The organism is Aquamicrobium soli (assembly GCF_042646345.1).
GTDB lineage: Bacteria > Pseudomonadota > Alphaproteobacteria > Rhizobiales > Rhizobiaceae > Mesorhizobium > Mesorhizobium soli_A.
The window spans coordinates 314,613-329,389 of sequence record NZ_JBHRTK010000012.1 but is presented as its reverse complement, the minus strand read 5'-3'; the positions used below and the strand labels follow the sequence as shown (position 1 = coordinate 329,389).

General features: G+C 66.6%; 15 protein-coding genes. 2 read left to right on the top strand and 13 right to left on the bottom strand.

All coding sequences use genetic code 11. The annotated features are described in order from the left end of the window. Position 1: 1 nt before the first annotated feature. The gene (locus ACFOHJ_RS11130; RefSeq protein WP_378220574.1) at positions 2–502 is read left to right on the top strand and encodes a GNAT family N-acetyltransferase; all 501 of its coding nucleotides are present in this window, start codon (positions 2–4) and stop codon (positions 500–502) included. Here ACFOHJ_RS11130 and ACFOHJ_RS11125 read toward each other — a convergent pair. The 3 genes from ACFOHJ_RS11125 to ACFOHJ_RS11115 all read right to left on the bottom strand — a co-directional run bounded on the left by ACFOHJ_RS11125 (position 489) and on the right by ACFOHJ_RS11115 (position 4,885). Next, a complete protein-coding gene (locus tag ACFOHJ_RS11125; protein ID WP_378220573.1) occupies positions 489–1,295 on the bottom strand; it encodes an exodeoxyribonuclease III in 807 nt (268 codons plus the stop codon). The two genes, ACFOHJ_RS11130 and ACFOHJ_RS11125, sit on opposite strands and share 14 nt — an antisense overlap. 131 nt (positions 1,296–1,426) lie before the next feature. Beyond that, entirely contained in the window at positions 1,427–2,098 is a 672-nt protein-coding gene (locus ACFOHJ_RS11120; RefSeq protein WP_378220572.1) for an outer membrane lipoprotein carrier protein LolA, read from the bottom strand. Positions 2,099–2,209: 111 nt separating this feature from the next. Next, positions 2,210–4,885: a DNA translocase FtsK gene (locus tag ACFOHJ_RS11115; protein ID WP_378220571.1), complete on the bottom strand. Its 2,676-nt coding sequence runs from the start codon at positions 4,883–4,885 to the stop codon at positions 2,210–2,212. 204 nt (positions 4,886–5,089) lie between these two features. On the opposite strand from ACFOHJ_RS11115, the gene ACFOHJ_RS11110 reads away from it, so the two are divergent. Further along, on the top strand, positions 5,090–5,236 hold the full coding sequence (locus tag ACFOHJ_RS11110; protein WP_378220570.1) for a hypothetical protein: 147 nt from the start codon (positions 5,090–5,092) through the stop codon (positions 5,234–5,236). Positions 5,237–5,366: 130 nt separating this feature from the next. Here ACFOHJ_RS11110 and ACFOHJ_RS11105 read toward each other — a convergent pair whose 3' ends face one another. The 10 genes from ACFOHJ_RS11105 to ACFOHJ_RS11060 all read right to left on the bottom strand — a co-directional run bounded on the left by ACFOHJ_RS11105 (position 5,367) and on the right by ACFOHJ_RS11060 (position 14,683). After that, positions 5,367–6,137, bottom strand: coding sequence for an ABC transporter ATP-binding protein (locus tag ACFOHJ_RS11105; protein WP_378220569.1), 771 nt, complete (start codon positions 6,135–6,137; stop codon positions 5,367–5,369). Between the two features lie 21 nt (positions 6,138–6,158). Beyond that, positions 6,159–6,860: an ABC transporter permease gene (locus tag ACFOHJ_RS11100; RefSeq protein ID WP_378220568.1), complete on the bottom strand. Its 702-nt coding sequence runs from the start codon at positions 6,858–6,860 to the stop codon at positions 6,159–6,161. Between the two features lie 5 nt (positions 6,861–6,865). Then, positions 6,866–7,588, bottom strand: a complete 723-nt coding sequence (locus ACFOHJ_RS11095; RefSeq protein WP_378220567.1) for an ABC transporter permease — start codon at positions 7,586–7,588, stop codon at positions 6,866–6,868. A gap of 124 nt (positions 7,589–7,712) precedes the next feature. Then, the gene (locus tag ACFOHJ_RS11090; RefSeq protein ID WP_378220566.1) at positions 7,713–8,552 is read right to left on the bottom strand and encodes a transporter substrate-binding domain-containing protein; all 840 of its coding nucleotides are present in this window, start codon (positions 8,550–8,552) and stop codon (positions 7,713–7,715) included. A 139-nt stretch (positions 8,553–8,691) separates the two neighbouring features. Then, entirely contained in the window at positions 8,692–9,042 is a 351-nt protein-coding gene (gene mnhG / locus ACFOHJ_RS11085) for a monovalent cation/H(+) antiporter subunit G (protein WP_378220565.1), read from the bottom strand. Beyond that, positions 9,039–9,320, bottom strand: coding sequence for a K+/H+ antiporter subunit F (locus ACFOHJ_RS11080; protein WP_378220564.1), 282 nt, complete (start codon positions 9,318–9,320; stop codon positions 9,039–9,041). Before ACFOHJ_RS11080 ends, mnhG begins: the two co-directional genes overlap by 4 nt. Continuing rightward, complete coding sequence (locus ACFOHJ_RS11075; RefSeq protein WP_378220563.1) at positions 9,317–9,802, bottom strand: Na+/H+ antiporter subunit E; 486 nt, start codon at positions 9,800–9,802, stop codon at positions 9,317–9,319. Before ACFOHJ_RS11075 ends, ACFOHJ_RS11080 begins: the two co-directional genes overlap by 4 nt. After that, entirely contained in the window at positions 9,802–11,424 is a 1,623-nt protein-coding gene (locus ACFOHJ_RS11070; RefSeq protein ID WP_378221532.1) for a monovalent cation/H+ antiporter subunit D, read from the bottom strand. Before ACFOHJ_RS11070 ends, ACFOHJ_RS11075 begins: the two co-directional genes overlap by 1 nt. Then, complete coding sequence (locus ACFOHJ_RS11065) at positions 11,424–11,765, bottom strand: Na+/H+ antiporter subunit C (RefSeq protein WP_378220562.1); 342 nt, start codon at positions 11,763–11,765, stop codon at positions 11,424–11,426. Before ACFOHJ_RS11065 ends, ACFOHJ_RS11070 begins: the two co-directional genes overlap by 1 nt. Beyond that, positions 11,765–14,683, bottom strand: a complete 2,919-nt coding sequence (locus tag ACFOHJ_RS11060; protein WP_378220561.1) for a monovalent cation/H+ antiporter subunit A — start codon at positions 14,681–14,683, stop codon at positions 11,765–11,767. The genes ACFOHJ_RS11065 and ACFOHJ_RS11060 overlap by 1 nt, the downstream gene beginning before the upstream one ends. Positions 14,684–14,777: the final 94 nt, after the last annotated feature.

Genomic DNA, 14,777 nt, shown 5'->3' with positions numbered 1-14,777 from the left:
CATGGCCGGACCGGCCCTCACCGTCAGCCGCGCCAGCGAAGGCGACCTCGGCTTCATCATGGCCACCGAGCGCCGCCCCGGCTACGAGGCGCTGGTCGGGCACTGGGAGGAAGCGCGCCACCGGGCCGCGCTCGCCGACGGCAGCCATGCCTGCTTCATCGGCCGCAGCGGCGGCATGCCCATCGGCTTCGTCCTGCTGCGCTTCTGGAACGCGCCGGAACGGGTGACGCTGGTGCGGCGCGTGGCGGTGACGACCCCCGGCCATGGCGACGGCAGGCGGCTCCTGTCGGCGGTCGTGGCGCACGCCTTTCGCGAAACCGAGGTCCATCGCCTCCAGATCGGACTGTTTCCCGACAATCTGCGCGCCCGCCGCGCCTATGAGGCGGTCGGCTTCGTCGCGGAAGGCATCTCGCGCGGCAGCGCCTTCTTCGGCGGTGTCTTCCGCGACGAACTGGTCATGAGCCTGCTGCGGCCGGAGTGGAAAGCGCTCAATCGAGGTTGAAGCGGGCGATCACCGGCACATGGTCGGACGGCCTGTCCCAGCCGCGTGCCTCGCGCAAAATCTCATAGTCGAGGAACAGCGACGTCAGGTTGGGCGAGGACCAGACGTGGTCGAGGCGCCGCCCGCGGTCGGAAGCCGCCCAGTCCTGCGCCCGGTAGCTCCACCAGGTGTAGATCTTCTGGTCGAGCGGAATGCCGTGGCGCATGAGGTCGACCCAGCCGCCGGCCGCCCGCATCGCCTCGAAATTCGTCGTCTCGACCGGCGTGTGGCTGACCACCTTGAGAAGCTGCTTGTGCGACCAGACATCGTGCTCCAGCGGCGCGATATTGAGGTCGCCGACCAGGATCGAGCCCGAGACGTCGTCGTGGTCGGCACGGATCGCGTTCATTTCGGCGACGAAATCAAGCTTGTGCCGGAACTTGACGTTGATCTCGGGGTCAGGCTCGTCGCCGCCTGCCGGCACATAAAAGTTATGCAGGAGCAGCGCCTTGCCGCCGGCCTTCACCCGCACCGAAAGATGGCGGCTGTCCTCGATGCCGCAGAAGCGCCGCTTCTCGACGATCTCGATCGGCCGGCGCGCCACCGTCGCGACGCCGTGATAGCCCTTCTGGCCATGGAAGGCGATATGCTCATAGCCGAGCTTGCGGAACGCGGCCGTGGGGAACAGATCGTCCGGGCACTTGGTCTCCTGCAGGCACAGGACGTCGGGCGCCCTCTCCTCCAGGAGGCGCTGCACCAGCGGCATGCGCAGGCGAACGGAATTGATGTTCCAGGTGGCAATCGAAAAAGGCATGGGTGGCAGGTCCGTCCGGAAATTGCCCGGAACCTGCCAGCCTCGCTTGTCAAAGACAAGCCGGACGCCGCCCCGTGGGGCGGTGGCGCTGGCTTTCCACAGCTATCAGCCGCTGCCGGAAGCCGCCGCGGTCAGCGCGACGACTTCTTGGTGTTGAGAACGCGGTTGGCGGCGTAGTCGATGGCGAAGGTGTTGGCGGCGAAGCTGACGCCTTCCTTGACGTTGAAGATCATCACCGTCGTGTCCTTGCCCTGCGCGTCGGTGATCGTCCACTGGCGCAGCTCGTAGGTTTTCGGGTCGAACATCATGGTGATGGTCGAGTTGCCGAACACCGACTTGTCGGCCAGCTTGATGGTGGTGAGGTCGTCCTCTTCCTTGACGGCGCGCACCTTGTCGCCGGAAAGGTCGATGCGGTCGGCAAGCAGCAGTTTGAGCGGCGTCTTCGACAGCGGGTAGAGGTCGGAGGTACGCATCTTCTTGTTGAGGATGACCACCGACTGGCCGTCCGAAATCACCTGGAAGTTCGACGAGCCGTCATAGTTGAAGCGGATCTTGCCTGGCCGCTCCAGGTAGAATTTGCCGCCGGTCTGCTCGCCTCTCGGCCCGAACTGCACGAATTCGCCGGTCATCGACTTCACCGACGAGAAATGGTCGGCGATCTTCTGGGCCGTGGGCGGCACGGCGGCCTGTGCCTGGGCGAGCAGGCGGAAGCCGGGGACCACGTTCATCGCCGCGGCACCGGCAAGAGCCAGGCCGAGGCCGAGGGCCTGGCGGCGGGTCGGGGCAAAGGATGATTTGGACATGCCGTTCACTTTCGTCTGGTTCACTGGACGTCTTGGTGGCCTTCCAGTTGGGCGTTAATTTGACGCCCTTCCTGAAACTCGGTCGCGGGCGTCAGGTTCCGACAAGGGAGCTCAGAACTTGTCTTCCTCCGTCGGCACCAGGATTTCGCGCTTGCCCGCATGGTTGGCGGGGCCGACGACGCCTTCCTGCTCCATCCGCTCGATGATCGAGGCGGCCTTGTTGTAGCCGATGCCGAGACGGCGCTGGATGTAGCTGGTCGAGGCCTTGCCGTCGCGCAGCACCACCGCCACCGCCTGGTCGTAGGGGTCGTCCGAATCCTCGAAGTTGCCGCCCCCACCGGAGCCACCCTTGCCCGACGCCTCCTCCTCGTCCTCGTCGTTGCTCTCGGTGATGGCGTCGAGATATTCGGGCACGCCCTGCAGCTTCAGGTGCGCGACCACCTTTTCCACTTCGTCGTCGGAGACGAACGGGCCGTGGACGCGCTGGATGCGGCCGCCGCCGGCCATGTAGAGCATGTCGCCCATGCCGAGCAGTTGCTCGGCGCCCTGCTCGCCCAGGATGGTGCGGCTGTCGATCTTCGACGTCACCTGGAAGGAGATGCGGGTAGGGAAGTTGGCCTTGATGGTACCGGTGATGACGTCGACCGAGGGGCGCTGCGTCGCCATGATGACGTGGATGCCGGCGGCGCGCGCCATCTGCGCCAGCCGCTGCACCGCGCCTTCGATATCCTTGCCGGCGACCATCATCAGGTCGGCCATCTCGTCGATGATGACGACGATGTAGGGCATCGGCGCGAGATCGAACTCCTCCGTCTCGTAGATCGCCTCGCCGGTGTCGCGGTCGAAGCCGGTCTGCACGGTGCGGGTGATCTTTTCGCCCTTCTTGCCGGCCTGGGTGACGCGGGCGTTGAAGCCGTCGATGTTGCGCACGCCGACCTTGGACATCTTGCGGTAGCGGTCTTCCATTTCCCGCACCGTCCACTTCAGCGCCACCACCGCCTTCTTCGGATCGGTGACCACCGGCGTCAGGAGATGCGGGATGCCGTCATAGACCGAAAGTTCCAGCATCTTCGGATCGATCATGATCAGGCGGCACTGCTCGGGCGTCATCTTGTAGAGCAGCGACAGGATCATGGTGTTGATGGCAACCGACTTGCCCGAGCCGGTGGTGCCGGCGACCAGCACGTGCGGCATCTTGGCGATGTCGACGATCACGGCCTCGCCGTTGATGGTCTTGCCGAGCGCCAGGCCGAGCTTGGCCTTGGTCTGCTCGAAATCGCGGCTGGCGAGGATTTCGCGCAGGTAGACGGTCTCGCGCTTGGTGTTCGGCAGTTCGATGCCGATGGCGTTGCGGCCCGGCACCACGGCGACGCGCGCGGCGATCGCGCTCATCGAGCGGGCGATGTCGTCGGCCAGGCCGATGACGCGGCTGGACTTGATGCCCGGCGCGGGCTCCAGCTCGTAGAGGGTGACCACGGGGCCCGGCCGGACATGGATGATCTCGCCCTTGACGCCGAAATCCTCCAGCACGCCTTCCAGCATGCGGGCATTGTGTTCCAGCGCCTCGGGCGAAAGGCTGGCGTCGCGCACCACGTTCGGCGGCTGCGACAGGAAGTGCAGCGTCGGCATCTCGAAATGGTCGTGGCCGATCAGCGAGGCCTGCGCCTCCCGCTGGACGCGACCGCCCTGCACCGGCCGCGCGGCCGGCGCCTCGATCTTGGTTCCCGCCGGCGAGCGAAACGCCTGGACGCTGGCCTGCGGCGCGGCGCGGCGGCGCTCCACCGGCTCCGGCACGAAATCCACGCCCTGGCCGTCGTCGTGCTCCTCATCGTCGAGGAAGTCGTCTTCGTGCGCGGCTGCGGGCGCACCCCGTTCATGGACCATTGCGGCGAAGAATTCGGGCTCGACCCGCGCGCGGCCATGCGGGCTCATCCGCGCTTCCTCGATCTCGGCTACCTCGACCCGTTCGGCCGCGCGACGCCATGCGCTCTCGCGCGGCACGGCGTCGAAGCCAAGGCCGTCGTCCTCGCGTTCGCGCCGGCGCGCCCTGTGGCGGCGGATATAGGCGCGCAGCGACAGCCACCAATGGGTGATCGCCCCCAGCGCCAGCATGCCTTCGCTGTCGTCGTCCTCGTCCTTCTCGAACAATGCCTGCTCGGGCTCGACCCGCGGCTCGGCGACCTCCGGCTCCATCACCGCGAAGCCGTTCTTGCGCGCCGTCAATGCCGAGCCATAGGCGAAGAACCACAAGGCCGGCGCCACGAACAGGACGGCGAGCACGCTGGCGATCGTGCCGGTCGGATAGCCGCCGACGAAAAGCCCCGGCACATGAAGCACCATGTCGCCGAAAACGCCGCCGAGCCCGGTGGGCAGCGGCCAGGTCTTGGGCGGAACCACGCAGCCGGCGATCGCCGCCGCCAGAAGGGCAAAGCCGAACCAGGCCAGGCCCCGCTTCGCCATCTTGTCGACGCCGCGCGCCGAAAACAGCAGGAAACCCCAGATCACCGCCGGGACCAGCGCCGCCACCGCCGACAGGCCGAAGAACTGCATGGCGAGGTCGGAAAACACCGCGCCCGGATAGCCCATCGCATTAGTGACGATATTATCGGTGGCGTGCGAAAAACTCGGATCGGCGACGTTCCACGTCGCCAGGCTGGCAACGCCGAAGGCGACCACCGCGAACAGCGCCACCCCGACGAGCCGCCCGACCTGGCGCCGGGCGAACGCCTGGATGCCATGTCCTACCGTGTCGGTCAGCGCCATCTGTGCTGAAGCCCCTGAACGCATCGTCGTTCCCCGTCTGTCATTGCCTGGTCGGGCGCAACGCGTCCGGCAGATTCGGCCACCAGACTATCGGGGCGAAGGTTAAGACTGCTTTAACCATGAAAATTTTGGGCCGCTGGCGATGCGCGAGGCTCCGGGACGATTTTTCACGGTGCCGTGGCGTGCCGGCGTTCCTATCTTCTGGGAGGCAAGGAAAGGCACAAGGCCATGATGAACGGATATGACGGCATGATGGAGGGCATGGGCATGATGATGTGGGGCATGGGCCTGGTCTGGGTCCTTCTCGCGCTCGTGCTCATCCTCGCCGCGGCGGCGCTCGCCCGGTATGTTTTCTTCGGCGGCCATAAAGGCTGAGGGCGGAGCCAGCGCGGCCAGCCTTGTCGGCAAGCAAGGGAACCGAACACCTCGTCGCTCATTTCTGTGCGCACCCGGTCACGGGAGCGTCTCAGGCGACGGGGCCCGCATGTCCGCGGATGTGCGGGCCTCAGCCGCCGAAGTGCCCGAAGAACTGGCGAAAAGCCGGGGTTGCACCGGCGCCGAACATGGCCTCGGGCGCGCCGCTGCTCTCGATCTGCCCTTCCTTCATGAAGATGACGCGGTTGGAGACGTTGCGGGCAAAGCTCATTTCGTGCGTGACCACCAGCATGGTCATGCCCTCCTCGGCCAGCGCCCGCATGACGCGCAGCACCTCGCCCACCAGTTCCGGGTCGAGCGCCGAGGTGGGTTCGTCGAACAGCATCACCTTGGGTTTCATGGCCAGCGCCCGCGCGATCGCCGCGCGCTGCTGCTGGCCGCCCGAAAGATGCGCCGGGTAGCTGTCGGCCTTGTCGGCGATGCCCACCTTCCTCAGCAGTGCATGCGCCTCCTCGACACAGGCGGCGCGCGGCCGTTTCAGGACATGCACCGGGCCCTCGATGACATTCTGCAGGATCGTCATGTGCGACCACAGGTTGAACGACTGGAACACCATCCCGAGTTCGGAGCGGATATGGTCGACCTGCCTCTGGCTGGCCGGGTGGTTCCTGCCGCCTTTCTGCGCCATGCGGATCTGTTCGCCATCCACCCAGATCTCCCCGGCATCGGCGATCTCGAGCAGGTTGATGCAGCGCAGGAACGTGGATTTGCCCGATCCGCTGGCCCCCAGCACCGAAATCACGTCGCCGTCCCGCGCCTCCAGCGAGATGCCGCGCAGCACCTCATGCGCGCCGAAGCTCTTGCGGATGTCGCGAACCGAGAGGCGGGCGGTATCGGCCATGGGCGGGCTCTCCTTCATGCCTCAGGCCTTGCGCGCTGCCGGGGCGCGCAAATGGCGTGAAAGCGAATATTCGAGCAGGGCCATGGCCTGCAGCACGATGAAATTGAGGACGAGGTAGATCGCCGCCGCGCACAGGAACACTTCCATGGTGCGATAGGAGTGCGAAATCAGCCGCTGGGCGACACCGGTGACCTCCCACACGGTGACGAGGCTTGCCAGCGAGGTCGACTTCATCATCAGCACCACCTCGGTCGAATAGGCCGGCAGCGAGTAGCGCAGAGCGATCGGCGCGATGATGCGGCGAACCAGCAGGAAGCCGGACATGCCGATGGAGCGGGCCGCCTCGATCTCGCGCGGCGGCACCGAGCGCAGCCCACCGCGAAAGATTTCCGCCGAATAGGCGGCCGTGCACAGCGCCAGCGACAGCACCGCGCACACGAAGGGCTCGCGCAGCAACGGCCACAGCGGGCCGTTGCGGATGAAGGAGAACTGCGCCAGCCCGTAGAACACCAGGAACATCTGGATCAGAAGCGGCGAGCCGCGGAATACGAAGACATAGGCCTTGGCGAAGGCCGACAGATAGCGGTTGCCGCCGACGCGCATCCATAGAATGAGCAGCGCCAGCACGCAGCCGATGCTGACCGAAAGCGCGAACAGCGCCAGCGTCACCGGCAAGGCCTTGATCAGCGTCACCATGGTCGAGGAGAGAAAGTCGAAATCCATGGCGCTCAGACCTGCCCCATGGCCGACGGCATCGAGCGGTTGGCGCGCCGTTCGGCCCGGTCGAACACCTGGTCGGACAGGCTGGTCAGCACCAGATAGAGCGCGCCGCCGACCACGAAGAACAGGAAATACTGCCGCGTCGAGCCGGCCGCGACCTGGCTGGTGCGCATCAATTCGGCCAGCCCCGTCACCGAGACCAGCGCCGAATCCTTGAGGCTGAGCTGCCACACATTGCCCATGCCCGGCAGCGCATAGCGCATCACCTGCGGCATGATGATGCGCCGGAAGCGCAGCGCCCGGTTCATGCCGATGGCGGACGCCGCCTCCAGTTCGCCCTTGGCCACGGCCAGATAGGCGCCGCGAAACACTTCCGCCTGGTACGACCCCGAGATGATGCCCACGGCGAGTGCGCCGGCGATGAAGGACGGCAGGCCGAGGAAGCCCTCATAGCCCATCGCCTGGCCGATCGCGGTGACGGCGGACGAGCCGCCGAAATAGATGAGGTAGATGATCAGGAGTTCGGGAATGCCACGAAACACCGTGGTGTAGGCGCTGCCGAGCGCCCTCGCCACTACGCTGCCGGACAATTTGGCAGCCGCGACGATGGCGCCGAGCACCGCGCCGATCGCCAGCGCCGCCGCCGTCACCGCCAGCGTGATGCCGGCGCCGGCCAGAAGCAGCGCGCCCCACCCGGTCGAGCCGAAGCCGAGCAGTTCCAGTGTCGACATCGCGAAGCCTCCCCTTCACGCAACGCCCTCGCGGCGGGGACAATAGCATGGGCTTCCCGTCGCGAAAGCGGCAAACCGGGCCTGCCCTCCCGGCCAGCGGCCGGGAGGGCATGCGTGCGGCCGTTTATTTCGGGGAAACGTCGGTCTTGAACCACTTTTCCGACAGCGTCTTGACGGTGCCGTCGTCGAGAGCCGACTTGATCGCCGCGCTGAACATGTCGCGCAAGTCGGTGTCAGCCTTGCGCACGCCGAGCCCTTCGCCTTCGCCCCAGATCGGGCCGACGATCTGCGGGCCGGTGAAGGCAAGTTCGCCCTTGGCCGCGTCGAACGCGCTCTGGAAATAGACGCTGTCGTCGAAGCCGAGGTCGATGCGGCCGTTCTGCAGGTCGAGATCGCGGTCGGCGCCGGTCTTGTATTCGCGGATCGTGGCCGTATCGCCGAAATTGTCATAGATGAACTTGGCGTAGACGGTCGAGGCCTGGATGCCGATGGTCTTGCCCTTGAAGGCTTCCTTCAGCGCGTCGACTTCCTTCACGCCGGTCTGGCCGACATCCATCTTCACTTCCGTGCCGCTGCCGGCGGCGTTGGCGAGCGCGCTGTCCTTGACGGTGGCGAAGGCGGCCGGCGTCTGGGCGTAGGGGATGGTGAAATCGATCACCTGCTTGCGCTCGCCGGTGATCGACAGCGCGTCCATGATGATGTCGAACTTGCCGGCGTTGAGCGCCGGGATCATGCCGTCCCAGTCGGAGGCGACCAGCTTGCATTCGACCTTCGCCCGCTCGCACAGCACCTTGGCCAGTTCCGGCTCGAAGCCGCCCAGCGTGCCGTCCGGATTGGTCATGTTCCACGGCGCATAGGCGCCTTCCAGCGTGATGGTGACCGTCTTCCAGTCCTTGGCCATGGCCGGGCCGGCCAGGCCGGAAAGCGCGACCGCGCCCGCCAGCAGCATTGCATGTATCTTCATTCAGTTTTCCTCCCAGTCGCGACGGGTCTTGCCGGAACAAACGTCCGGCCCGGCGTCTCCTTGCTTCACCCGGAAATCTATCTGCCTATCGAGGCCGTTTGTCTATCTGCAAGCGCCGTCTCGCCACCACCCGCCCGTTCTACAGCTTCGGCATGCCCGGCGGCGGGTTGCCGCTTTCGGCGCGGTCGCGATAGAAGGCCGCGCGCGCCAGGAGCATCAGGGTAACCGGCGTGGTGACGGTCACGAACACCGCGATCAGGATCTCGTGCAGCACCGGACGCGACTGGGCGACCGAGAAGAAGATCATCGAGGCGATCAGGATGGCGCCGACCCCCCAGGTGGTGCCGAGCGTCGGGGCATGGACACGCTGGTAGAAGGTTTCGAACCGCACCAGCCCGATGGCGCCGAGCAGCGTCAGTACCGACCCCAGGACCAGGAAGAAGGCGACGAGCAGCGCCACCCACAGCGGAATTTCGGCGAACTGGTTCATTCGATCACCTCGCCGCGCATCAGGAACTTGGCCAGCGCCGCCGTGGAAACGAAGCCGAGCAGCGCGATCACCAGGGCCATCTCGAAATAGATCGTGAAGCCCGAGCGGATGCCGAGCGTCAAGAGCAGCATCATGCCGGCGGCGTACAGCGCGTCCAGCCCCAGCACCCGGTCCTGCGCGCGCGGCCCGCGCACCATGCGGTAGACCGCGCAGCCCATCGCCACCACCAGCAGGAACTGCGACAGCGACAAGGCGAGGATGAGGACGATCGCGCTCATTGGAAAATCTCCATCAGCCGGCGCTCGTAGCGCTGCTTGATCTCACGAGTGAGACCCTCGGGATCGCGCAGGTCGAGCACGTGGATCACCAGTTCGTTGCGCCCGGAATGATAGTCCACCCAGGCCGTACCCGGCGTGCTGGTGATGATGCAGGCAAGGATCGCCAGGCCGGTCTTGTCGCGCAGGTCGAGCGGGATGACGAGGAAACCGGAATCCCTGAGCCCGCGCCGGCCCCTGAGCACGATACCGGCGACCGCGATGTTGGAGCGCAATATGTCCACCAGCACGTCGGCGGCCAGCGCCGGTATGCTGCTCCAGCGCCCTATTCTCGGCTTGGCCGGCTCCAGCGCCGTCATCGCCTTGGCCGCCGCCAGCGCGATGACCGCGCCGAGGATGACATGGCCGGGCGACAGGCCGTTGAGCAGCAGCCACATGGCAAGCAGGGCGGCCGACAGCAGCGGATAGGGCAGGATGCGCCTCATCAGTGCCCTCCCGCCTTCACGCCCGGAACGGGGGCTGCCGACAGCACGTCGTGCAGATAGGCCGACGGCTGGTGCAGCGACAAAGCGGTCGCCTCCATGTAGCGCATCGCCGCGCCCGCCTGCACGGTCAGCGCCAGGCAAAGCAGCAGCAGGAAGGCGACCGGGGCGATTTCCATGACCAGCACGCGCGGCACCACCCCCTCGACCGGCGCCCAGAAGGTGCGGATGCCGGCGCGCATCATCGCCAGCATGGCCGACAGACCCGAAAAGATGACCAGCGAAAAGAACGTCCACGTCGCCACTCGCATGGCGGGACTGGCATCGGCCGGCTGGATCGCGGCGGCAAGCAGCGCGAACTTGCCGATGAAGCCGGACAGCGGCGGCATGCCGGCCAGTAGGATGGCGCAGGAGGCGAAGCAGACGCCGAGCACCGCCAGCGTGGCCGGGACGGCGACGCCGACCTCCTCCTCTTGTTCCTCCTCGTCCAAGTCGTCGCCATAGGCCTCCATGGTGACGGCCAGGACGTTGGCGGCTGGGTCCTGCGCGCGCTCGACCAGTTCGATCAGCAGGAAGAAGGCGCTGATGGCGAGCGTCGAGGAGACCATGTAGTAGAGCGCGCCGGCGGTGACGCCCGCATTCTCCATGCCGATGGCCGTAAGCAGCGTGCCGGAGGACACCAGCACGTAGAAGCCGGCCAGGCGGCCCATCGCCTGCGAAGCGAGCACGCCGATGGCGCCGAAGGCGATCGTCGCCAGCCCGCCGGCCAGCAGCCACGAACTGCCGAAACTGGCCGACGCGCCGGCATCGGCGCCGAACAGCACGATCGACAGGCGCAGGATCACATAGATGCCGACCTTGCTCAAAATGGCGAAGATGGCGGCAACCGGGGCGGCCGCGGCGGTATAGGCATTGGGCAGCCACAGGCCGAGCGGCCACATGCCGGCCTTGATGAGGAAGGCGACGCCGAGGATGGCCGCGCCGCCCTCCAGAAGCGTGCGGTCCGTTGCGCCGAGTTCGGGAATCCTGGCCGCCAGGTCGGCCATGTTGAGCGTGCCCGACGCACCGTAGACCAGGCTTACGCCAACCAGGAACAAGGCCGCGCCGGCAAGGTTGACGGCGATGTAATGCATGCCCGCCCTGACCCGGAACGGACCCGAACTGTGCAGGATGAGCCCGTAGGAGGCGGCGAGCAGTACCTCGAAGAAGACGAACAGGTTGAACAGATCGCCGGTGAGGAACGCACCGTTCAGCCCCATCAGCAGCAACTGGAACAGGGTATGGAAATGCGGGCCGCTGCGGTGCCAGCGCGCCAGCGAGAACACCAGCGCGGCAAGTGCCAGCATGGAGGTAAGCACCAGCATCAGCGCCGACAGCCGGTCGAGCACCAGCACGATGCCGAAGGGCGCCGGCCAGTTGCCGAGAAGGTACACGCGGCTCGCCGCCTCTCCCGTTTCACCGGCCATCGTCAACAGCCGGATCGCGATCGCCGCCAGAAGCAGCGTGGAGGCGACGTTGATCAGCGCCTTCAGCGCGTGCCGGCGCTCGTCCAGCAACAGAAGCAGCGCCCCCGTCACCAGCGGCAGGATGATCGGCGCGATCAGCAGATGGTCGCTCCAACCCATCATCGCGGCTCCCGCCCGTCGACATGGTCGCTGCCGGTAAGCCCGCGCGCGGCCAAAAGCACCACCAGGAACAGCGCCGTGGTGGCGAAGCCGATGACGATGGCCGTCAGCACCAGCGCCTGCGGGATGGGATCGGCGAAGGCGGCGGCCTCGGCCACCTTGTCCGAGCCCAGAAGCGGCGGCGACCCGGTCCTGAGCCGCCCCATCGAGAAGATGAACAGGTTGACGCCATAGGAGATCAGCGACAGGCCGATGACCAGCTGGTAGGTGCGCGGGCGCAGGAGCAGCCACACACCCGAGCCGACCAGGCCGCCGATGGCGAGCGCGAGGACGAGTTCCATCAGGCGGCCTCCTGCTCTGCCGCGGCGGCGGTTTTGGAGGCGCGCAGCCGGCGCACCGACTGGTGGGCGATGGCCACCAGCATCAGCACCGTCGCGCCGATGACCAGCAGGAAGACGCCGAGGTCGAACAGCGCGCCGGTCGGCGCCGGCACCGCGCCGATCAGCGGCAGGTCGACATATTGGGAGTGCGAGGTCAGGAACGGATAGCCGACCAGCCAGGAGCCGGCGCCGGTGCCGGCGGCCGTGAGCAGGCCGAGCCCCATCCAGCGCACCGGCAATACCCTGAGCCGCGCCTCCACCCAGGCCGTTCCGGCCGCCAGATATTGCAGGATGAAGGCGGCCGCCATGGCGACGCCGGCGGCAAAGCCGCCGCCCGGCAGGTCATGGCCGCGCAGGAACAGGTATACGGCCAACACGATGATGACCGGGAACAGCCATTGCATGATGACGGCCGGCACCAGCAGGTAGTCGCCCACCGTGTCGCCGGGATTGCGATCGGGCCGCGCCTCGTCGTTGGCGGCCTGGATGCGCTGCTGCTCGGGCGAGCCGACGCTGTCGGGCGCCGGCCGGAAGCGGCGCAGCAACGCGAACACCGTCAGCGCCACGATGGCCAGCACCGTGATTTCGCCGAACGTATCGAAGCCGCGGAAATCGACGAGGATGACGTTGACGACGTTCTTGCCGCCGCCTTCCGCATAGGCGTTCTTCAGGAAATAGGCGGCGATGCCTTCCGGCGCGTCGCCCATCATCACGGCATAGGCGAGCAGCGTCATGCCGCCTCCCGCGCCGACGGCCAGGGCGAGGTCGCGATAGCGACGCAGCCGCGCGCCGAGCGTGCTGCGCTCGAGCGACGGGTCGGCGAAGCGCTTCGGCAGCCAGCGCAGGCCGAGAAGGATGAGCACCGTGGTGACCACCTCGACCAGCAACTGCGTCAGGGCGAGGTCCGGCGCGGAGAGCCAGGCGAAGGTGATACAGGTTGCGAGCCCCGCGCCGCTCATCAGGATGAGGGCGGCCAGCCGATGGAACTTGGCCTGCCAGGCAGCAGTGACGGCGCAGACGATGCCGATGGCCCAGAGTGCCGCGAACGCCGGATCGACGCCGGAGAAGGAGAAGCGCCCCGGATCGAAGCCCGCCCGGTAGAGCGGCAGCAACGCAGCCAGGAACGCCACCCCGACCAGAAGCCTGAGTTGCGGCTGCAGCCGGCGCGTGCCCAGCAAGGCTTCGAGCGAGCGCGCCCAGCGCCAAGATACCGTCACCATCGCCTGGTCGAAGATCCACTGCCCCCTGATGTTGCGGAAGACCGGCGGCCCTTCCGCGCAATGCGCGAGATAGTTCTTGAGGGCGAAGAACAGCGCGGCGCCGCCGGCAAGCGCGGCGAAGCTCATCGCCAGCGGCAGCGTGAAGCCATGCCAGACGGCGAGGCTGTATTCCGGGGTGGACGACCCCAGCACCGAGGCGACGGCGACATGCAGGAACGGGCCGATGGTGAGGCCCGGGACGATGCCGACGACCAGGCAGGCCAGCACCAGCAACTGCATGGGAAAGCGCATCAGGAACGGCGCTTCGTGCGGCGTGCGCGGCAGGTCATGCGGCGGCGGCCCGAAGAAGACGCCGTGGATGAAGCGGATCGAATAGGCGACGGCAAAGGCGCTGCCGAGCACGGCCGCATAGGGCGCGGCGGTATCGAGGATGGAAACCTGATGGGTCGCGGCCGCCTCGGCAAAGAACATCTCCTTGGAGATGAAGCCGTTGAGCAGCGGCACACCGGCCATCGCCGCACTTGCCACCATGGCCAGCGTCGCGGTTATCGGCATGAAGCGGAACAGCCCGCTCAACCGTCGGATGTCGCGCGTGCCGCTCTCGTGGTCGATGATGCCGGCCGCCATGAACAGCGACGCCTTGAAGGTCGCGTGGTTCATCATGTGGAAGATGGCGGCGACGGCACCCAGCGGGCTGCCGAGGCTGAGCAGCATGGTGATCAGGCCGAGATGGCTGATGGTGGAATAGGCCAAAAGCCCCTTTATGTCCTGCTGGAAGATGGCGAAATAGGCGCCGAGCACGAACGACATCATGCCGGCGAGACCGACGATCCAGAACCATTCCTCGGTGCCGGCCAGTACCGGCCACAGCCGCGCCATCAGGAAGACGCCGGCCTTCACCATGGTCGCCGAATGCAGGAAGGCCGACACCGGCGTCGGCGCGGCCATGGCGTTGGGCAACCAGAAATGGAACGGGAACTGCGCGCTCTTGGTCAGCGCGCCGCCGAGGACGAGCACCAGGATCGGCACGTAGAGGTCGCTGGTGCGCACCAGATTGCCGGAATCGAGCACCCGGTCGAGATCGTAGCTGCCGACGACCTGGCCAAGGATGAGCACACCGGCCAGCAGCGACAGGCCGCCGATGCCGGTCACCGTCAGCGCCATGCGCGCGCCGTCGCGGGCATTGGCGTTCTGGTGCCAGTAGCCGACCAGCAGGAAGGAGAAGATGCTGGTCAGTTCCCAGAAAATGACGAGCAGGATCAGGTTGCCGGCAAGCACGACGCCGAGCATCGCGCCCATGAAGGACAGGAAGTAGGAATAGAAACGCGGCACCGGATCGTCCGGCGACATGTAGTAGCGCGCGTAAAGGACGACGAGGAAGCCGATGGCGCTGATCAGCATGGAAAACAGCCAGGCGAAGCCGTCCATGCGCAGCGTGAAATCGAGGCCGAGGCTCGGCACCCACTCGAAATGCGCCCGCACCACCGAGCCGGCCGAAATCGCCGGATAGCAGGCCGAAGCGAGGAGAAGGACGGCAAGGGCCACCGAACCGGCCAGCCAGAATTCGCGATTGCGGGTGTTCGAGGGTATGACTGCGGCGAAGACGCTGCCCACGAAGGGCAGCACGATCATCAGCACCAGCGATGTTTCGTTCGCCATTTCCTACCGTTGTTCAGACCAGAGGAGATTGGGCCAGAAGGAAATCGGGCCGTCTTGCCTAATCTCGCCCATTATGGTTGAGTCCGGCCGGATT

Coding starts and splice junctions, on each gene's coding strand:
- ACFOHJ_RS11130 (WP_378220574.1), top strand. CDS start 2: ATGGCCGGACCGGCCCTCACCGTCAGCCGCGCCAGCGAAGGCGACCTC.
- ACFOHJ_RS11125 (WP_378220573.1), bottom strand. CDS start 1,295: ATGCCTTTTTCGATTGCCACCTGGAACATCAATTCCGTTCGCCTGCGC.
- ACFOHJ_RS11120 (WP_378220572.1), bottom strand. CDS start 2,098: ATGTCCAAATCATCCTTTGCCCCGACCCGCCGCCAGGCCCTCGGCCTC.
- ACFOHJ_RS11115 (WP_378220571.1), bottom strand. CDS start 4,885: ATGCGTTCAGGGGCTTCAGCACAGATGGCGCTGACCGACACGGTAGGA.
- ACFOHJ_RS11110 (WP_378220570.1), top strand. CDS start 5,090: ATGATGAACGGATATGACGGCATGATGGAGGGCATGGGCATGATGATG.
- ACFOHJ_RS11105 (WP_378220569.1), bottom strand. CDS start 6,137: ATGGCCGATACCGCCCGCCTCTCGGTTCGCGACATCCGCAAGAGCTTC.
- ACFOHJ_RS11100 (WP_378220568.1), bottom strand. CDS start 6,860: ATGGATTTCGACTTTCTCTCCTCGACCATGGTGACGCTGATCAAGGCC.
- ACFOHJ_RS11095 (WP_378220567.1), bottom strand. CDS start 7,588: ATGTCGACACTGGAACTGCTCGGCTTCGGCTCGACCGGGTGGGGCGCG.
- ACFOHJ_RS11090 (WP_378220566.1), bottom strand. CDS start 8,552: ATGAAGATACATGCAATGCTGCTGGCGGGCGCGGTCGCGCTTTCCGGC.
- mnhG (WP_378220565.1), bottom strand. CDS start 9,042: ATGAACCAGTTCGCCGAAATTCCGCTGTGGGTGGCGCTGCTCGTCGCC.
- ACFOHJ_RS11080 (WP_378220564.1), bottom strand. CDS start 9,320: ATGAGCGCGATCGTCCTCATCCTCGCCTTGTCGCTGTCGCAGTTCCTG.
- ACFOHJ_RS11075 (WP_378220563.1), bottom strand. CDS start 9,802: ATGAGGCGCATCCTGCCCTATCCGCTGCTGTCGGCCGCCCTGCTTGCC.
- ACFOHJ_RS11070 (WP_378221532.1), bottom strand. CDS start 11,424: ATGGGTTGGAGCGACCATCTGCTGATCGCGCCGATCATCCTGCCGCTG.
- ACFOHJ_RS11065 (WP_378220562.1), bottom strand. CDS start 11,765: ATGGAACTCGTCCTCGCGCTCGCCATCGGCGGCCTGGTCGGCTCGGGT.
- ACFOHJ_RS11060 (WP_378220561.1), bottom strand. CDS start 14,683: ATGGCGAACGAAACATCGCTGGTGCTGATGATCGTGCTGCCCTTCGTG.